The sequence below is a fragment of the Geobacillus sp. Sah69 genome, from assembly GCF_001414205.1.
Taxonomy (GTDB): domain Bacteria; phylum Bacillota; class Bacilli; order Bacillales; family Anoxybacillaceae; genus Geobacillus; species Geobacillus stearothermophilus.
The window spans coordinates 1-16,079 of record NZ_LLKS01000052.1 but is presented as its reverse complement, the minus strand read 5'-3'; the positions used below and the strand labels follow the sequence as shown (position 1 = coordinate 16,079).

14 protein-coding genes, 5 tRNA genes, 1 rRNA gene and 4 pseudogenes are annotated in these 16,079 nt (G+C 52.4%); 9 read left to right on the top strand and 15 right to left on the bottom strand.

Annotation, left to right across the window (positions count from 1 at the left end):
- Positions 1-108 precede the first annotated feature (108 nt).
- The 6 genes and pseudogenes from AP057_RS18065 (at position 109) to AP057_RS12410 (ending at position 2,826) form a co-directional block, all read left to right on the top strand.
- Positions 109-231 (top strand): hypothetical protein, encoded by a 123-nt coding sequence (locus AP057_RS18065; RefSeq protein WP_255350136.1) that lies wholly within the window; start codon positions 109-111, stop codon positions 229-231.
- A gap of 130 nt (positions 232-361) precedes the next feature.
- The gene (locus AP057_RS17305; RefSeq protein WP_161804328.1) at positions 362-508 is read left to right on the top strand and encodes a hypothetical protein; all 147 of its coding nucleotides are present in this window, start codon (positions 362-364) and stop codon (positions 506-508) included.
- Positions 504-728 (top strand): annotated as a pseudogene (locus tag AP057_RS16540) (RNA-guided endonuclease TnpB family protein); the annotation flags it as partial. The gene AP057_RS17305 and the pseudogene AP057_RS16540, both read left to right, overlap by 5 nt.
- Positions 729-1,152: 424 nt before the next feature.
- Positions 1,153-1,698, top strand: a pseudogene (locus AP057_RS16535) (UPF0236 family transposase-like protein).
- A gap of 225 nt (positions 1,699-1,923) precedes the next feature.
- Positions 1,924-2,385: a Uma2 family endonuclease gene (locus tag AP057_RS12415; RefSeq protein ID WP_042382299.1), complete on the top strand. Its 462-nt coding sequence runs from the start codon at positions 1,924-1,926 to the stop codon at positions 2,383-2,385.
- A 367-nt stretch (positions 2,386-2,752) separates the two neighbouring features.
- A tRNA-Pro gene (locus tag AP057_RS12410) sits at positions 2,753-2,826 on the top strand.
- Between the two features lie 80 nt (positions 2,827-2,906).
- Here AP057_RS12410 and bioF read toward each other — a convergent pair.
- A pseudogene (gene bioF / locus AP057_RS12405) lies at positions 2,907-4,078 on the bottom strand (8-amino-7-oxononanoate synthase).
- 207 nt (positions 4,079-4,285) lie between these two features.
- Here bioF and AP057_RS12400 point away from each other — a divergent pair.
- Positions 4,286-4,468, top strand: coding sequence for a small acid-soluble spore protein H (locus tag AP057_RS12400; RefSeq protein WP_049624782.1), 183 nt, complete (start codon positions 4,286-4,288; stop codon positions 4,466-4,468).
- Here AP057_RS12400 and AP057_RS12395 read toward each other — a convergent pair.
- From AP057_RS12395 to AP057_RS12365, 7 genes are all read right to left on the bottom strand, one after another.
- Complete coding sequence (locus tag AP057_RS12395) at positions 4,465-4,653, bottom strand: hypothetical protein (protein ID WP_055358880.1); 189 nt, start codon at positions 4,651-4,653, stop codon at positions 4,465-4,467. The two genes, AP057_RS12400 and AP057_RS12395, sit on opposite strands and share 4 nt — an antisense overlap.
- 101 nt (positions 4,654-4,754) lie before the next feature.
- The gene (locus AP057_RS12390; protein ID WP_014196160.1) at positions 4,755-5,120 is read right to left on the bottom strand and encodes a VOC family protein; all 366 of its coding nucleotides are present in this window, start codon (positions 5,118-5,120) and stop codon (positions 4,755-4,757) included.
- Entirely contained in the window at positions 5,117-5,899 is a 783-nt protein-coding gene (locus AP057_RS12385; protein ID WP_055358879.1) for a YhfC family intramembrane metalloprotease, read from the bottom strand. Before AP057_RS12385 ends, AP057_RS12390 begins: the two co-directional genes overlap by 4 nt.
- A gap of 24 nt (positions 5,900-5,923) precedes the next feature.
- Positions 5,924-6,571 carry an SdpI family protein gene (locus AP057_RS12380; protein WP_055358878.1) on the bottom strand — a complete coding sequence of 216 codons (648 nt, stop codon included), beginning with the start codon at positions 6,569-6,571 and terminating at the stop codon, positions 5,924-5,926.
- Positions 6,558-6,842, bottom strand: coding sequence for an autorepressor SdpR family transcription factor (locus tag AP057_RS12375; protein ID WP_015375228.1), 285 nt, complete (start codon positions 6,840-6,842; stop codon positions 6,558-6,560). The genes AP057_RS12380 and AP057_RS12375 overlap by 14 nt, the downstream gene beginning before the upstream one ends.
- 474 nt (positions 6,843-7,316) lie before the next feature.
- On the bottom strand, positions 7,317-7,676 hold the full coding sequence (locus tag AP057_RS17580; protein ID WP_049624779.1) for an AMP-binding protein: 360 nt from the start codon (positions 7,674-7,676) through the stop codon (positions 7,317-7,319).
- A gap of 253 nt (positions 7,677-7,929) precedes the next feature.
- Positions 7,930-8,445 (bottom strand): DoxX family protein, encoded by a 516-nt coding sequence (locus AP057_RS12365; RefSeq protein ID WP_033017197.1) that lies wholly within the window; start codon positions 8,443-8,445, stop codon positions 7,930-7,932.
- Between the two features lie 389 nt (positions 8,446-8,834).
- Here AP057_RS12365 and AP057_RS12360 point away from each other — a divergent pair, with 389 nt between their 5' ends.
- On the top strand, positions 8,835-9,134 hold the full coding sequence (locus AP057_RS12360; RefSeq protein WP_161804330.1) for a diguanylate cyclase domain-containing protein: 300 nt from the start codon (positions 8,835-8,837) through the stop codon (positions 9,132-9,134).
- A 226-nt stretch (positions 9,135-9,360) separates the two neighbouring features.
- Positions 9,361-10,602 (top strand): aminopeptidase, encoded by a 1,242-nt coding sequence (locus tag AP057_RS12355; protein WP_055358876.1) that lies wholly within the window; start codon positions 9,361-9,363, stop codon positions 10,600-10,602.
- A gap of 220 nt (positions 10,603-10,822) precedes the next feature.
- Here the strand turns inward: AP057_RS12355 and AP057_RS12350 are convergent, their stop codons facing one another.
- The 7 genes and pseudogenes from AP057_RS12350 to AP057_RS12325 form a co-directional block, all read right to left on the bottom strand.
- Entirely contained in the window at positions 10,823-13,603 is a 2,781-nt protein-coding gene (locus AP057_RS12350; protein ID WP_055358875.1) for a lipopolysaccharide assembly protein LapB, read from the bottom strand.
- Between the two features lie 153 nt (positions 13,604-13,756).
- A pseudogene (locus AP057_RS16515) lies at positions 13,757-14,068 on the bottom strand (IS701 family transposase); the annotation flags it as partial.
- A gap of 504 nt (positions 14,069-14,572) precedes the next feature.
- Positions 14,573-14,649, bottom strand: a tRNA-Arg gene (locus tag AP057_RS12345).
- Between the two features lie 175 nt (positions 14,650-14,824).
- Positions 14,825-14,895, bottom strand: a tRNA-Gly gene (locus AP057_RS12340).
- A gap of 100 nt (positions 14,896-14,995) precedes the next feature.
- A tRNA-Arg gene (locus AP057_RS12335) sits at positions 14,996-15,069 on the bottom strand.
- A 10-nt stretch (positions 15,070-15,079) separates the two neighbouring features.
- Positions 15,080-15,151: transfer RNA gene (locus AP057_RS12330), tRNA-Gly, on the bottom strand.
- A gap of 233 nt (positions 15,152-15,384) precedes the next feature.
- A 23S ribosomal RNA gene (locus AP057_RS12325) occupies positions 15,385-16,079 on the bottom strand; the annotation flags it as partial.

Here is a 16,079-nt window from a genome sequence, read left to right as displayed (position 1 = left end):
GAAAAAGATGGTAAAACAGGCATGGGTGTTTTTTCTTAATTTGTGTGGAAGGGACGGAGTGTGGAAACGATTTGAAAAATCCATATTTCCCAGGCGAAAAGCGGTGACGTGCTCGCTGTCGACTTATTCGCCGCCAACGGCAGCGTGTTGCTCTCGCGCGGCGTACGGCTGACCAGCGGCTACATCCGTTCTTTGGCGCAAAAAGGGGTTCAATACATTTATCTTAATTAGGCGAGAAGACTCCCACTTCAACGAAGCAAAGCGGAGTAAGTGGGAGATGAATCGCCTTAACTATATTTTGCTGAAAATAGGATAGATTCAGTAAAATATAGTATAATATAGTTAGATGGGAGGTGAAAAMATGTATTTTTGTATCAAACAACAGCTAAATGGTTTGACCAAAGAAGAATACTTGACTCTTCGAGAACTGTGCCATATTGCCAAGAACATGTACAACGTCGGATTGTACAATGTCAGACAATACTATTTTGAACACAAGGAATTTTGACGGCGATGAGATTCCTGAATATAATGCCGACAATCCAAAAGAATATAAGTTCAGCGGCAAACGTATTAAGCGCGGCTTGTATCGAACAAAGTCTGGCAAACTAATTAATGCTGATGTCAATGGCGCATTAAACATCTTAAAGAAAAGTAAAGCTGTAGACCTGAGTGTCTTATGCTCTAGCGGCGAAGTGGACACGCCTCAAAGAATAAGGATTGCTTGAAGCAGTCAAACTTCTTTGGAAGCCCCCACTTCAAATTTTCGCTAGAAAATTAAGTGGGGGTAGTTCACTGCCAGATCACTTGAAGCCGCGGCTTTCTCCTCTGCGTTGCGGTCTTTCTGCAAGCCGAAACATGCGTCATTCCTCGTCCTTTCCCCCTTTCCCCTTTGAGGCGGCAACGATCAAGGGGCATCATTGCAGCTATGGCATTGGCATCATACTCCGCGGAGCTTTGCGTGTGAGTAAAATATTTGTGGGTGACATTCCGAAATGATCCCCGACGAGGGTTGTGAACTTTTGTTCGCGACGCTCGTCGGGGCCACCAAGCGAAGCGTGGTAGAAAAAAGCAAATGTCATGCAAAAAGGACTCTCTCCCTGCTATGATGGTGATTGTCAACATCAACCGAAAACAGGAGGGAGAGAGTCCATGAAACATCTTACCACAGAATGGCCTTTATTAAAAGAGCTGGAGTAACAATTAGTCAGAACTCTTCAAAAGGTGTTCGCTGTCTTGTTGGCGGCCCTTTTGGAGGAGATTGATCAACAACTGGCGGAAGCGCGGGACAAGCGCCGGTATCAGCTGAAAGACAAACGGCCGACTACGATCCAAACGCTGTTTGGAGAAGTGACGTTTCGACGGAACGACTACTATGACCGGCAAACGGGGAACTATACCTTCTTGCTGGATGCCGAATTAGGCTGCTGGAAAGACCAAGGGCTTCGGGCGTTTCTGAGGGCGATGGCGGCCCGAATCGACGGGATTTGGCGGAGAAATGGGCAGTTGGTGGAGGAAGAAGAGACCCGAACGGCGGCCTCGGCCTCAACAAAGTCCAAGCGGATCGAACAGGCCAAACGGAAGGCCGGACGGTTATGGGCAGATGTGGTGCGTCAGAATCTACCGTGTCTGCAGCGGTCATCCGGGACGCCGATCCATCAAGCGTTGTCGGCGCTCCGGGATGGTGGTTGGGTGTAAAAAAATGGAATATCGTATCATCGCCTCAAGATGAGGGATGAGAGTCCGAAAGCGCTTACGATATGAATTCCTGAAAATGGTTCGCTAACTAGTGATTGACAACACCCGTAGTGAACCGAAAAAATGTTCTCCACAAAGTCTTGACTGACTCCTCAACAACCTGTTGTAGGCAAGGGAGAACGGTTTCAAGTATAATGAAAAAGAAATGAAAAAGAGGTGAGGAGCATGCAAGAAGCCATCAACATGTCCCCGTCCCCGTCATGGGAACATCAAATCGTTTGCGACAATCTTGTTTCCATGATCAAAGGAAAAAGCCCATGTCAACCGATTTCAAACTTGTCCGTGAAACTCGAAAAGAACGGAAAAGTGATGAACGAGTTTATCCAGCCGGATGTCGCTGTCTATTGCGAACGGCCGGAAAAAATCATCGGCGGCTATAAGGGGCGGCCGCTCATCGTCATCGAAGTTGTCAGCCCGTCAACCTACAAAATCGATGTGACGCTGAAAAAAGATTTGTACTGTGCCTACGGAGTGGAAGAATACTGGATCGCCGACCCATACAACAAAACGATCCGTCAGTGCACACTCGAACATGATCGATACGCCGAGACGATCATCGCCTGCGGAGAAACGTTCGATTCTGTGATCGGAACGATTGACACCGCGCTCGTTTTCCAAGGCGTGTAGAAGACGGGGAAAACCATTCTTTTCGGCCTATCGGCAGTTTTTGTGGCGGAAGTCGAGTCGATTTTGCAAAGTTCCTCAACTTAAAAAGAGTCTCTGCTGAACAACTCGTTTCCAATCACGAGTTCTTTAGCGGGATATCTTGCATGCTTTGTCGTATAATCAATGGCGAATTCTCTGTCGCAAAAGCAGGGGCGGACAGACAGAGGAAGATACGTTCAAAGGAGCATGAAAACAGAAAAAAACAGACTTGTCAGCAACAAGGATGCCGATAGTCTTTCAACGGCATCCTTTTCCAACTCAACGCAAAATTCGCCATTGATTTTGTCCTGCTTTTCTTGTATAATCGAAAATGTCTCACCATCCATTTCGGGATGTAGCTCAGCTTGGTAGAGCACACGCATGGGGTGCGTGGGGTCGCAGGTTCAAATCCTGTCATCCCGATCGAAGGAAACCAGCCGAAAAAACGTCCGGCTGGTTTTTTTGTTCTCTCACGCGTTTCCTCCTCGTGACGCCGTTTTTCCCTATGAAATCAATCCAATCTGCCTTCCTGCCCAAGCGATACGGTCAACCGCCATATCAATGTCTTCTTCCGTCATCGCCGCGGTGACGGAAAAGCGAATGCGCGCCGTTCCCTCAGGGACGGTCGGCGGCCGGATGGCGACGGCTGCAAGGCCCGCTTCCTGCAGCAACTCGCTCATCGCCACAGCCTGGTCGTTCGGGCCGACGATCACCGGAACGATCGGCGTCTCGCTGCCGCCGGTGTCAAACCCAAGCTGTTTCAGTTTCGTGCGGAACTGTTCGCTTAAGGCGTGCAGCCGCTGGCGCCGCTCCGGCTCGGATTGAACGATATGAATAGCCGCTTCATTGGCGGCAAGGACCGATGGCGGCAAGGCGGTCGTAAAAATGAAGCTGCGGGCGCTGTTGATCAAATACTCAATCAGCCACGGCTCTCCTGTTACATACGCGCCGAAGCTGCCGAGCGCTTTGCTGAAGGTGCCGATGGCGAGCACATCCTCTTCCTTCTCAAGCCCGAAATGGTGAAGCAGCCCTTCGCCGTTCGGTCCGAACACACCGCCGCTGTGCGCTTCGTCGACAATCAATATCGCGCGGTAGCGCCGTTTCAACTCGACAAGCTCCGGTAGCGGCGCCCAATCGCCGTCCATGCTGAAAACGGCATCGGTGACGATCCATTTCCGCTTACCGGGCGGAGATTGCTTCAACAATGACTCCAGCTGATTCATGTCGTTATGACGATAGCGGAAACAAGCGGCTTTGCTCAAGCGGATGCCATCAATCAAGCTCGCATGGTTCCACTCATCGCTAAAGACAAGATCATCTCGGCCAATTAACGCTGTCAACACGCCGATGTTGGCCGTGTAGCCGCTGTTGAAAATAAGCGCCGCTTCTGCCTTTTTCCATTGTTTCAATGCGGCTTCCGCCCGCTCATAGAGCGGATGAGTGCCGACGACGAGCCGCGACGCGCCCGCTCCGGCCCTATATGCCTCATCGCCTCGCAGCCCGCTTCGATGAGCCGCCTATCATCCGCCAACCCTAAATAATTATTGGACGCTAAATTCAACATCGGCTTTCCGTTCGGGATGACCGTAGCGCCTGACGCCTCTGCCCGGCGCAGCTGGCGTTTTTGCGCTTTTTGTTCCCATTCGAGCAGTTGGGCGGTTAGTTCGGTTTTCATCCCCATCCCCCTTATATGTAAACTATTTATAAAAAAATAGTTTACATTAAAACGTGTGAATCGGCTAGGAAAAGATGGTTGGTTTTGTTGATTGATTATTTAGCACATTGTTTTGGAAATTATTCTTTCCGATCTCGGCCACATGCATAGTTCAATCGCACACCTGTCATACTATGCATGTTATCGGCAAATAAGGAGGTGTTTCAGATGGATGTCCGTCGGGCGCAAGAAATCGCGTCGTCGCCGGTGATGGCAAACGTCACGTACAACGGCCAGCGCATTTACATTGAGCATGTCGACCAGCAAAAAGGCGTAGCAACGATCCACCCGCTTGACAACCCGAAGCAAAAACAAAGCGTGCCGGTCGCCAGCTTAGAAGAGCATGCTTAACCGCAAAAAAGCGAGAGAAAGGAATCGCCTTTCTCCCGCTTTTTGATTGAATCGGCCGTCAGCTCTTCCCGCTCTTTGTAGGCCTCTTGCACCGTTTGTTCCTTCATCGCTGCTCGGCCTGCCGTCCGGGCATCAGCGGTGCGGACAGATTTGTCGTTGCGCTTGTTGTTCGCTTTTCTCTCCATCTCGATTCCTCCTTCGTCTCTAGCATGCCCTGAATGACAAGAGGTTACTATCGCGAAGGAACAAAAGAGCACTGCCCGATCGGACGGCTTATGAAACGATCTTATCCTTTTTCTAACAACTCGATCCGATTGTGAAACGGATCGCGAAAGGAAAACCGCTTCACCCCTGGGATCGGTTTTTCGTCTTGCGTCACGACGCCTTGTGATTCCAAATAACGGCGCGCGGCTTCGACATCTTCCACTTCAAACGCCGGGTGGCTTTTGCTGTTGTAGCCGTCGCGGTTTTCTGCTCCGATATGGAGCTCGATATCGCCGACTTTGTACCAAAGTCCACCGTTTCCTTTCAGCGATTCCGGCTTTTCGATTTCTTGAAAACCAAGCACACCGGTGTAAAAGGCGCGCGCTTCGTCTTCGGCGCCAAACGGAATGCAAATTTGCACATGGTCAAGCCGTTTTACACGAATCATCGTTTCTCTCCTCCCTGTTCGAATGCCGGTTTCATGCGGCGAATGAACGAAACAGCGGCGATCGCCCAAACAAGCAGCACCGCTTCGACCGCCCAAACGTTCGTGACCACTTTCGCTTGGTAAAGCGCCGGCATCACGTCCATCGCCGCATGGATCAAAATGGCGTACAGGACATAGCGGAATTGCTTCTCCCGCACCCCAAACAAAACGAGGAGCGACAGCGCCACGTGCACTGTAAGCGCAAACAGCCGTTCCAAGCCGCCTAACACGTACATCGCAAACGGCGTGTGCAACACTTGCTCCTTGATCAGCTCCGCCTGTCCTGCCGGAAGCGATGGGGCGATCGTTTTGTCGAATGATCCGGATTGAATCAAGCTCGCAAGCACGATGACATTGACCGCGCCAACCGCCCCGAGCAATACCGCTTCCGTCCCGCCGTGCCCAAGCCCGAATGATAAACCATCGCCATATCCGCGATGTTGCTTTAGCAGCCAACGGAACCCGACATAGCGGCCAAGTTCTTCAAACACGCCAGCGGCGAGCGCGGCGTACAGGACAAAGAGCCAAACGCTGTCTGTTCCTTTTAACGCTGGCCGGCCCGGTTCGAGCACAGCGATGTGCAGCGCTTTTTCCAATACTTGTGAGAAAACGAGAAACACAACAGCCCCGACGCCGAGCGCTTTCCATGAAAGCCATCCTTTTTTTCTCCCGTACCATGCGAGACCAACAGGAACAAGCAGTGAAATGGCAAGCTGCACCGCCGCACCGATCATTCCCACGTCCCTCTCCCCCCTGCCGCTTATTTATGAACGGTTGCGCTGTTCTTGCTGCTCATAAAGAAACGATTGAACGATGAGATACAAATTGCCGACAACGATGATGACGAGAAACAAAACAACCCTCATCTCCCCGCGCCAAAACGCGGTGAGCATCGACAAAATCCCCATCACAATAAACACCTTGCCGCCAAGGCGGTGCGTTTTGTTCCAAACGGCCTCGCTTTCCAACGTCCACGGCGTGCGGATGCCGATAAAATAATTCGGTTTGATTTTCGGCATGTAGTTTCCCAACACGATGAACAGCACTCCGACACCAATCAGCACAAGCCGTCCAACATCAACCGGAACTCCGAGATTGTACGCCAATGTTGCGATATGCAGGAGCAAGAAAAAGAAGGCGAGCGCCGCGTTGATAATGCGATAGCTTTTTTGAAAACGGCCGTAACTTTCTTTTTTCGGGTCAAACTTCGGCAACACTCCCGTCAACATGATGAGAAGTGTCATCAATAAGGGGGGAAGGAAGGCACCCAACCATTTGTTGCTGAAGCCGTCGGCTTCACCCGCTGCGTTCCAGTGAATGGCCACTTGATCCGGCAAATAAGGAATGGCAGCCAGACTGATGACATAGGCGAAAACTGTAAGCATGATCGCAAGCCGATTACTCTTCCACATGTTTCTCTCCCCTTTCGACAAAATCGTAAAACCAGCGCAGCAAATCTTGAAACACCGTCGTGTTCAGAGAGTAGTAGATATGCTGTCCCTCACGCCGGTCTTGCACCAAATCAGCCTGTTTGAGAATTTTCAAGTGATGCGAGACGCTCGGTTTTTGCATATCAAAATGCGAAGCGATCTCCCCTGCTGTCAACTCCCCGTTCCGCAACAAGGATAAAATTTTCCGGCGCGTCGGGTCGGCGATCGCTTTAAACGCTTCGTTGAATGACAATGGCGATTCCACCTTGCAAACGAGTTTTCGTTGGATGAACCGCTAAAGGGGCATCTTTCGTTTATCACAGCTTCGTACGCGGCACATGCAAACGATTTTTCATGCCGGTCTATAGTTAGACATTTAGGAAATTATCTAAATACGGACAAAAACATTCGATATTTAGACATCTTTCTAATTAAAGAATATTCCATTTCCATTGGATTGTCAATGTATTTTTCGACTTTTCACCTCTCACATGCGGCATCCGACCGCTGCCCCTCGATGAAAGAGAAACAGCCCAGCGCCACCCCCTCCGCCACTGGCGGAGGGGGATTCCCCATTAACTTCCATTAACCCCCCGTCGGCCAAGCGGCGAGCAGCCGCTCGCTTTTTTCGCCATCAGTTCGTCTGTTAATTGCCGCAAATTGTCCACCGTGATCCCCCTTTTTTCGGAAAAGGCGGGGCGGCCCGCGCCAAACTCCGCCGCTATATTTATTCTCTTGGAAGCAGCTTTCGCAATACTTTGCCTGACGGCGTCGCCGGCAATTCATCGATGAATTCGATATAACGCGGATACTTGAACGCCGCCATATGCACTTTCGCCCATTCGATCAACTCAGACGGCGCCACCTTTCCTTTTTCCACCCCTTTTTCCCGCAAATAGCGGGCAAAACGGTGAACGTGATCGAGCAAGGTTCCCCACGTGATCACCTTGTTATAGAAAATGTACGCCGGCTCGTTTTCCTCGCGTTCGCCGCGATGGCGCAAATAGCCATAGAGCGGCTGTTCGCCGAGCTCATAGCGGAGTTCCTTCGGCAGCCCGCTCGGCCAGTATGGGCGTGTTTCATTCATTCGTTTCACCATCCCTTATAAAAAAATACTGAATGGTTAGTATGTTACCTTGCAGAAAACGATTTCAAATACTTGTTCATGTCTCCTGCTTCATCCATATGCATATCATTTCGCCGTCATTCGCCAAATTCCTTTCTCGAACAGCCAATCATTTTATCCGACGCGGCAAACGACCACCCCCTTCCACGTTGGAGAAGGAGCGGCCGTTCGGAAAAGGAGGAAGCCTGAAGCAGCGCATGCGGCTTGGTGACGGTCATTGATGCGATGAGGCCGGTCGGTGTGGACGATGCGTTTTATCCCTCCACCAGTGGCGGAGATATGGCAGCACCCAATGATCCAAGCCATATCGTCCCGCATTGGCCCCGGCGACGAGGAGAAAGACGGTAAGAAGCACCATTTGCGGGTTCGTGCTCGTCGTGCCTGAGAACATGAAGGCGAAGTTCATCACAGCTCCCATGAGGGCGGCAAACGTCGTAAACAATCCGAGAATGAGCGCGATCCCGACGAGAAATTCACCCCATGGCACAAGAACGTTGAACAATCCGACATTCGGCAACGCCACGTGTTCGATAAACGCCGCCCACCAGCTTTGCACGGCCGGATGTTCCCCAGCGGCTTTCGCCAACGCTCCTTTTAAAAATCCGGTGGCGTCAAACCCTTGCGTGATTTTTTCCCACCCTGCCGTCATCCATTCATATCCTAAATACAAGCGGAATACGACCATCAACACCGATGCCGTGACGTGTTCGCGCAACCATTTGACAACCATCGTGTTTCTCCCCTTTCGTTTTGGAAGATGTTCCTTACACTTTTATCTTAATCGTTTTTTCGCCTGGCGGCGCAGAGTTGCTCACTATTTCACAATATCTTCAAAAAGTTATGACGGAATGATAAATGCAAGATTCGTTCCATCGCAGTAGGCCTTTCCTCACAGGAAAAAGGATTGGCGCCTTGCCTCTCATACCGGAAAATAAAATAAACAATGTTAATTTTTAGAGAAAAGGAACGATTCAATGGAGGGGAAAAGAAAGAACATGCTACTAAGACAAATGGATCACTTGTACGAGCAAATTGTCGAACATACGAGCCAAGGGATTATGGTGACTGATGCCGACGCCCGCATTCGTTCAAACGGTTCAACGACACGTACGGCCATCAATGCGGAGACGACTGTTTGCGCAAAGTCGCCTTGTCGCTGAAGCAAACAGCCAAGCAATACGGCGGGACGGCAGCGCGCTATGGGGGGAGGAATTTGCCGTTATTTTGCCGCACACTTCGCCGTCCGAAGCAGCGGCTGCCGCTGAGGCCATACGGGCAAACGCCGAGCGGCTCGCCATTCCGCACGGTTCCTCGCCCGCTGCTTGTGTCGTCACAGTCAGCGTCGGAGCCGCCGTCGCCGTCCCGCAACCAAACGAGAGCGCGGAAACCGTTCTTTCCCTTGCCGATCAGGCGCTTTAAATGCCGGACAAAAGCACTCCCGCGAGCCACGGCGGCAGCAAGTCGAGCGCCATGTGCGGCAACACCGTTATGTGTCAACCCATCCTGTTATTCCAACATGAGGCGCGTCCTACATCGGAACGTTTCGCTCTCGTCCGGACAGCGTCCACATGTAAAGTTCCCTAAGTTGCGAGGCGGTGGGAATTATAATAAAGTGGAGATGAATCCAAAAAAAGGAGTGAACAAGATGAACCGTTGGGAGAAGGAATTGGACAAATACGCCGAACTGGCGGTGAAAGTTGGGGTGAACATTCAGCCCGGGCAGACGCTGTTCGTCAACGCCCCGCTCGAAGCGGCGCCGCTCGTCCGCAAAATCGCCAAAACCGCGTACGAAACCGGGGCGAAACACGTGTATGTCGAGTGGAACGACGAGGCGCTTACATACATTAAATTTCACCACGCCCCAGAAGAAGCGTTTTCCGAATATCCGATGTGGCGGGCAAGAGCGATGGAAGAACTCGCCGAACAAGGCGCTGCCTTTTTATCCATTTACGCCCCGAATCCGGACTTGTTAAAAGACGTCGATCCAAAGCGGATCGCGACCGCCAATAAAACAGCAGCGCAAGCGCTCGCCAACTACCGGAGCGCCATTATGGCCGACCGGAACTGCTGGTCGCTCATTTCCGTCCCCACACCGGCGTGGGCGCAAAAAGTATTTGGCGATCTGCGCGATGAAGAAGCCATCGACAAATTATGGGAAGCGATTTTCCGCATCACCCGCATCGACCAAGACGATCCGATCGCTGCCTGGCGCGAACATAACGACCGGCTCGCCCGCATCGTCGATTACTTAAACAACAAGCAATACAAACAGCTCGTTTACGAAGCGCCAGGCACCAATCTCACGGTCGAGCTCGTCGACGGGCACGTCTGGCACGGCGGCGCGGCGACGAGTCAAAGCGGCGTGCGCTTCAATCCCAACATCCCGACCGAAGAAGTGTTTACCATGCCGCATAAAGACGGCGTCAACGGCACAGTGCGCAACACGAAGCCGCTCAATTACAACGGCAACGTGATCGATGGGTTTACGCTCACGTTCAAAGACGGGCAAGTCGTCGACTTCAGCGCCGAACAAGGATATGAGACGCTTAAGCACTTGCTTGACACCGATGACGGCGCGCGCCGCCTCGGGGAAGTCGCCCTCGTGCCGCACCAATCGCCGGTGTCGCTGTCCAATCTCATTTTTTACAACACGCTGTTTGATGAAAACGCCGCTTGCCATTTGGCGCTCGGCAAGGCGTATCCGACCAATATCGAAAACGGCGCCTCTCTTTCCAAAGAGGAGCTTGACCGCCGCGGCGTCAACGACAGCCTCGTCCACGTCGACTTTATGATCGGCTCAGCTGATCTGAACATTGACGGCGTGACGAAAGACGGGAAGCGCGAGCCGATTTTCCGCAGTGGCAACTGGGCGTTTGAGCTGCAATAACCCTCCATTCCACAGTTGCTCGGGCAAGAAAACAAGGCTGTTGCCAAAAGCGGGGCGAGCCCCTTTTGTCAACAGCCTTTTTCCATATTTCCCTCGCATCGACCGGGGGATGGCCGTTTTGGCGCAGTTTTCGTTCTTTTTTCGTCAAACGGATCACATACGCAGGCCCTGCGGTGAAAAGTCCGTTTGAGCCCGCCCAACACCGGCAATCAGCCGATGGTTACACGTGAATCGTCGCCGCAGCCGCCTGCGCCAGCTGTTCGCATTGCCGCAAACGGATGCCAAAGAGGACAAGCGGGTCGCGGTACGCCTCAGGGTTTTTGCGCATATGTTTGAGCTCGCCTTCCTGGGCAGCGATCTCCAGCTCCAGCCGTTTCAACGTTTCATCGAGCGCCGTCAATGGCGCATGGAAAAATTGAGTGACATCACGCTCAAGCGATTTGGCAAACCATTCAAACGGCAGCAACAACTGCTGGATGATCGCCTCCACCACCTCAGCGTAATCTTGCGTCTGGATCAACTGCTTATACTTTTGCGCCAGCATCGCCTTATTTTGCGCGAAGGCGCCGAGCAGTTTGCCCGCCCCTTTCAACAGCAGCTGGCTTGGCGTTCTCCGCAAGAAAACGTTCACCTTGCCCACTTGCACCCCGTTGATCAACCGATCCGTATCGCGCCGCCAATCGGCGAGAAGGTGAAAATCGCATTCGAGCTTGAGTCGTTCCTGGCCGAACATGGCGTTAAACCCTTCGCCCATTTCATGCAAAAACACCTGGCATTCGTTGAATTCGTCTTCCGTCGCTGCAATCCACTGTTCCATGGCGCGGCGCAGCTTTGGCAGCGCCTCTTCATCAAGGTAAGCGCGAAGCCGTTCGTTCGCTTTGTCGTTCAGTTCAAGATGCAAGCGGGAAAAATCGCTGTCTTCGCTCACAAGATCCGCCATGCTGCGCAACAGATCGGAAATCGCCGTCAACAGCTCGCCCCGCATTTCCGCCAAGACGGTGTGGAACAACTTTTCCGTTTTGGCCGTTTTCTCCTCTTGCAGGTCGCCAAGCTGATGAATGGCGCCGCTCAGTTTGGCCGCCATTTCTTTTTTCCATACGACCAGCTCCGCCAGTCGACTTTCCGCCTCGGCTCGCTGCTGGAACAAATGAGCGATGAACTGGCGGATCGTCGTTAAAATCGCTTCCTCGCGGCGGACAGGGGACACGCATCGGCGCATCTCCTCAAGCCAGCCGACGAGGGCTTGCTGCTGCTTGCGGTTTGGCGCATGCGGCGAATAGACCATGACATTGGCTTCCGGAACGATCGTACGAACGTGCGCTTCCACTTCCTCAACGATTCTCGCCGTCTCCTCTTCATCCACCATCCCGTCGCCCGGAGGAAGCAAAACGCACATCGGCGCAGACGGCGCCCGCTCGCGAAGTTGCAACATCAACTGTTCATCGGCGCTAGAAAACGGATCCTCGCCGTTGAGAAGAAAAAGAATGCTGTCAGCAAGCGAAAACGACACAAGCGCTTCATGGTCGGATGAAGCGCTCCCGCCGAGCGGGCCGATATCCAACAAGACAATCCCTTGCGGCACGAGTGAAAACGGCGCCGTGCATTCAATGACAGCGTCATCGGAGAATCGGCTTCCGCGGCCGCCCGTTGCTTGTTGAAATTCGTCAATGCTCGAAAAAACGGTAAACTGGTCGTCGCTGATTTTCGCGACTTCCATCTCCCCGCCGTTTCTCCATGCCAGCACCGGCGCAGATGGCGCCGCCAACGCTGCCTCGCCGACCAACGTCCGCAAAAACGCCAACCGCTCATGGCGCGACGCCCCAGCGACCAAAACGAAATGCGTCCGCGAATCAGACAACTGCCGCACGAACCAGCGGAAGCGGAAATGCGAGCCCGCCCGCTGCTCTTCCGCCCAATCGGCAATTTCTTCAAATAGCGACACACCCGCTTCCCCAGCTTGCCGTTTCGCATGGACGAGCCGCTTAGCGGCGTCGTTGACCGTCTCTTCTTCAAACGCCTCAGGAAATTTCTCACTCCACGCCAACAAGGCAGCCGCGGCCACCGCTGTCTCCGGACCGTCGGCTAAACTTACCCAGCTTTTGACAAGCGGTGGCACCACTTCCACCAACTCTTTCAATCGGTACGGGCCTTTCATCAATCCTGCATAGGCTTCCCCTAAAAGGCCAGGAATTCGCTTCCAGTCGTAGTCGCGGCCGATCGACAACTCATCATAGAGGCGATTCCACTCCGCGAGCCACGAAAAATAGAGGTCACCATCCCGATACCCGTTCCATAGCGCCTGCACAAGCCGTTCAAACTTCACCCGATCCGTTTCGTACAACAGCGCCAGGCAGCGTGAAAACCGCGCAGGCGCCATCGTTCGCGCATGTCCTTGTTCCACATAACCGGTCAAGATGTCCGCCCAGCGGCGCGCCGACGTCCGCACCGCCTCTCCTAAAGCAAGCTCGACGGCGCTTTCCCAATCACCTTGCTCCTCGAAAAAGGCGCGCGCCCATTCGGTCATGTTCGGATAATCCGGATACAACGTCACACCGCGCTTAATCATATCATCCGCTTTCGCGTTTTCCCCCAACTCACGGTAGAGCGAAAACAGGCGCAAAATGATTTCCGCATGCAACGTTTCGCTTTCCGTCTCAATCGAACGGTACAGCTCCTCGGCCAGCTCGAGCCGTCCAAGCTCATAGTAGCTGTCGGCGATATTTTTTTGCGCCCACGGGCGCAAATCGTCGTGATGGACTTGTTCCCATTTAAAAATCGCCGCTTCGTAGTCGCGGCGGTGGAAATACACTTCCCCTTGGGCAAAGCGAATCGACGACAAATCAGCGCCATCCCGATGCGCCGTGAAAAAAATATCGCCAAGCGCGCTGACAACGTCGCGTTCCCCCGCCTCGACGAGCGTCTCGTAAAATGTTTTATGAACAAGTTGCTGTTCAAACCCCATGTCGATCACCTGACTCGTATATTTGCCATGCATGTTCATTGTATGGCACGTTTTCTAATTTTATTTCTATCCTATACATTTTAACAAACTTTCGCCGCCATGAACGTTTCAATTTGTTTTCATTTGCGAGACAAAATTCGACCCAATAGGCGATGAGGCCAATCAAAGGAACTTTCAATGGTGGTTACGCCCACGAGCTTGTCGAAAAAAACATTCGCTCGACCAGCGTTGGGCATAGTGGCGCAAGATGTCTTCATCGCTTAGCTCCCGGTCGGTGCTCAAGACGCAGTGAAGATGTTCCGATGTCATCGGCTGATTGGCTTTCCAAGCGAGCAGCACCACCGCATGGTCGAGACCGTTGAGCGCTCCTTCGTAACGATAGACGCGATAATGCTCTTCTCCCACCGTGACGAGGTGAGTGTCATTCGGTTCGATGGAGCGGGCCAACTGCTTCGCTTGGACGGCAACGCCGTTCGGATAGAGAATCCGGTTCGTCTTGATGATGTGCTAATCTATTCATGAGACATGAACCTCCTTGTGAATGGTTTGGTAGCACATCTATTCTAACCAAGGAATCGGGTTCATGTCTCCTTTTTTGTTTCGATGTAAATTTATGTTAGTGAATTTGCTCATCTACAGTCAAGAAGTTATTCTGAAAAATGAAATAAAAAATCCTTCGTTTTGACCTTGTTAGGGTGCGAAATGTGAGTCATGTGCAAAATTTTTACGGATTATTCTGGATTTTGCACATTCTTTCGGAACGTTTGCACGCTCTTTCAAATGAAGATTTCTACTCTCACATCATAGACGAGAAGGAAAAAAAGAATCGCGGCAGGTAGATCAAACCATGATGGAACTCTATAATGCCCTGTGATCACCGCGCAAAATTCGTGCAAAATTTTTTCGGATCCTATCGTTTTTTCGAGATTCCCAAAAAATGAAAAACGACCGCAAACGCGGTCGTATCAAGGGCTTTGAGGATTTTAACCCGAACGAATCGTATGTAAGTGGCGTCCCAGGAGAGACTCGAACTCCCGACCGACGGCTTAGAAGGCCGCTGCTCTATCCTACTGAGCTACTGGGACACAATCCATTAGGAAACTCCAATATCCTCGCTGCCCCTTCCTCTACAAGCCGATTCGAAGAAGCCCGATGCGTCGGGGCAACTCGTAGCCATTTCAAAGATGACTTTGCTCGTTGCTCTATCCTGCTGAGCTGCTGGAACAATATCCATACGATATTCACGATAAAATAAAGGAAAGCGGGTGATGGGAATCGAACCCACGACTTCAGCTTGGGAAGCTGAGGTTTTACCATTAAACTACACCCGCATAATCAATATCATTAGGACTTGTCTTAGAAACGACTGCAATAAAAATATAATCGCTAATTGTTTTTTTGTCAATATCTTTTTTGAAGTTAGTTAATAAACGCGCTCGAGAGGATTCGAACCCCTAACCTTCTGATCCGTAGTCAGATGCTCTATCCAATTGAGCTACGAGCGCATGATGGAAAAGCGGAAGACGGGACTCGAACCCGCGACCCCCACCTTGGCAAGGTGGTGTTCTACCACTGAACTACTTCCGCATCATGAGAAGAATTCATTCCTTCAAAACTAGATAACCGTTTCGGGAAGAAGCCGGGGCGCTTTCACTTTTCATTGTCTAGCTCCGGCTCGCCGCCGCTCGCCTGCGCTTTTCGCTGTCTAGTTCCGGCCGCCATCGGCTCGCGACGCTTCGGTCCTGCTGCGGCGGGCTAAGCCCGCTCRCAGGCCCTCCAGCGCGCCTCGCCGATAAGCAGGCGGCCTCCACTTTTCTTGTTAGGTTAAGCCCTCGATCGATTAGTATCCGTCAGCTCCACGTGTCGCCACGCTTCCACCTCGGACCTATCGACCTCGTCATCTTCGAGGGATCTTACCCGCCTGACGCGGTGGGAAATCTCATCTTGAGGGGGGCTTCACGCTTAGATGCTTTCAGCGCTTATCCCGTCCGCACATAGCTACCCAGCGGTGCCCCTGGCGGGACAACTGGTACACCAGCGGTGCGTCCATCCCGGTCCTCTCGTACTAAGGACAGCTCCTCTCAAATTTCCTGCGCCCGCGACGGATAGGGACCGAACTGTCTCACGACGTTCTGAACCCAGCTCGCGTACCGCTTTAATGGGCGAACAGCCCAACCCTTGGGACCGACTACAGCCCCAGGATGCGATGAGCCGACATCGAGGTGCCAAACCTCCCCGTCGATGTGGACTCTTGGGGGAGATCAGCCTGTTATCCCCGGGGTAGCTTTTATCCGTTGAGCGATGGCCCTTCCATGCGGAACCACCGGATCACTAAGCCCGACTTTCGTCCCTGCTCGACCTGTCCGTCTCGCAGTCAAGCTCCCTTGTGCCTTTGCACTCTCCGAATGATTTCCAACCATTCTGAGGGAACCTTTGGGCGCCTCCGTTACCTTTTGGGAGGCGACCGCCCCAGTCAAACTGCCCGCCTGACACTGTCTCCCACCCCGCTAAGGGG

Excerpts from the sequence above, each read along its gene's own strand:
- AP057_RS12380 (WP_055358878.1), bottom strand. The coding sequence starts at position 6,571 with ATGTGGAAGAGTAATCGGCTTGCGATCATGCTTACAGTTTTCGCCTAT.
- AP057_RS17580 (WP_049624779.1), bottom strand. The coding sequence starts at position 7,676 with ATGAATGAAACACGCCCATACTGGCCGAGCGGGCTGCCGAAGGAACTC.
- AP057_RS12360 (WP_161804330.1), top strand. The coding sequence starts at position 8,835 with ATGCGGAGACGACTGTTTGCGCAAAGTCGCCTTGTCGCTGAAGCAAAC.
- AP057_RS12390 (WP_014196160.1), bottom strand. The coding sequence starts at position 5,120 with ATGATTCGTGTAAAACGGCTTGACCATGTGCAAATTTGCATTCCGTTT.
- AP057_RS12415 (WP_042382299.1), top strand. The coding sequence starts at position 1,924 with ATGCAAGAAGCCATCAACATGTCCCCGTCCCCGTCATGGGAACATCAA.
- AP057_RS17305 (WP_161804328.1), top strand. The coding sequence starts at position 362 with ATGTATTTTTGTATCAAACAACAGCTAAATGGTTTGACCAAAGAAGAA.
- AP057_RS12350 (WP_055358875.1), bottom strand. The coding sequence starts at position 13,603 with ATGAACATGCATGGCAAATATACGAGTCAGGTGATCGACATGGGGTTT.
- AP057_RS12400 (WP_049624782.1), top strand. The coding sequence starts at position 4,286 with ATGGATGTCCGTCGGGCGCAAGAAATCGCGTCGTCGCCGGTGATGGCA.
- AP057_RS12355 (WP_055358876.1), top strand. The coding sequence starts at position 9,361 with ATGAACCGTTGGGAGAAGGAATTGGACAAATACGCCGAACTGGCGGTG.
- AP057_RS12395 (WP_055358880.1), bottom strand. The coding sequence starts at position 4,653 with ATGGAGAGAAAAGCGAACAACAAGCGCAACGACAAATCTGTCCGCACC.
- AP057_RS12365 (WP_033017197.1), bottom strand. The coding sequence starts at position 8,445 with ATGGTTGTCAAATGGTTGCGCGAACACGTCACGGCATCGGTGTTGATG.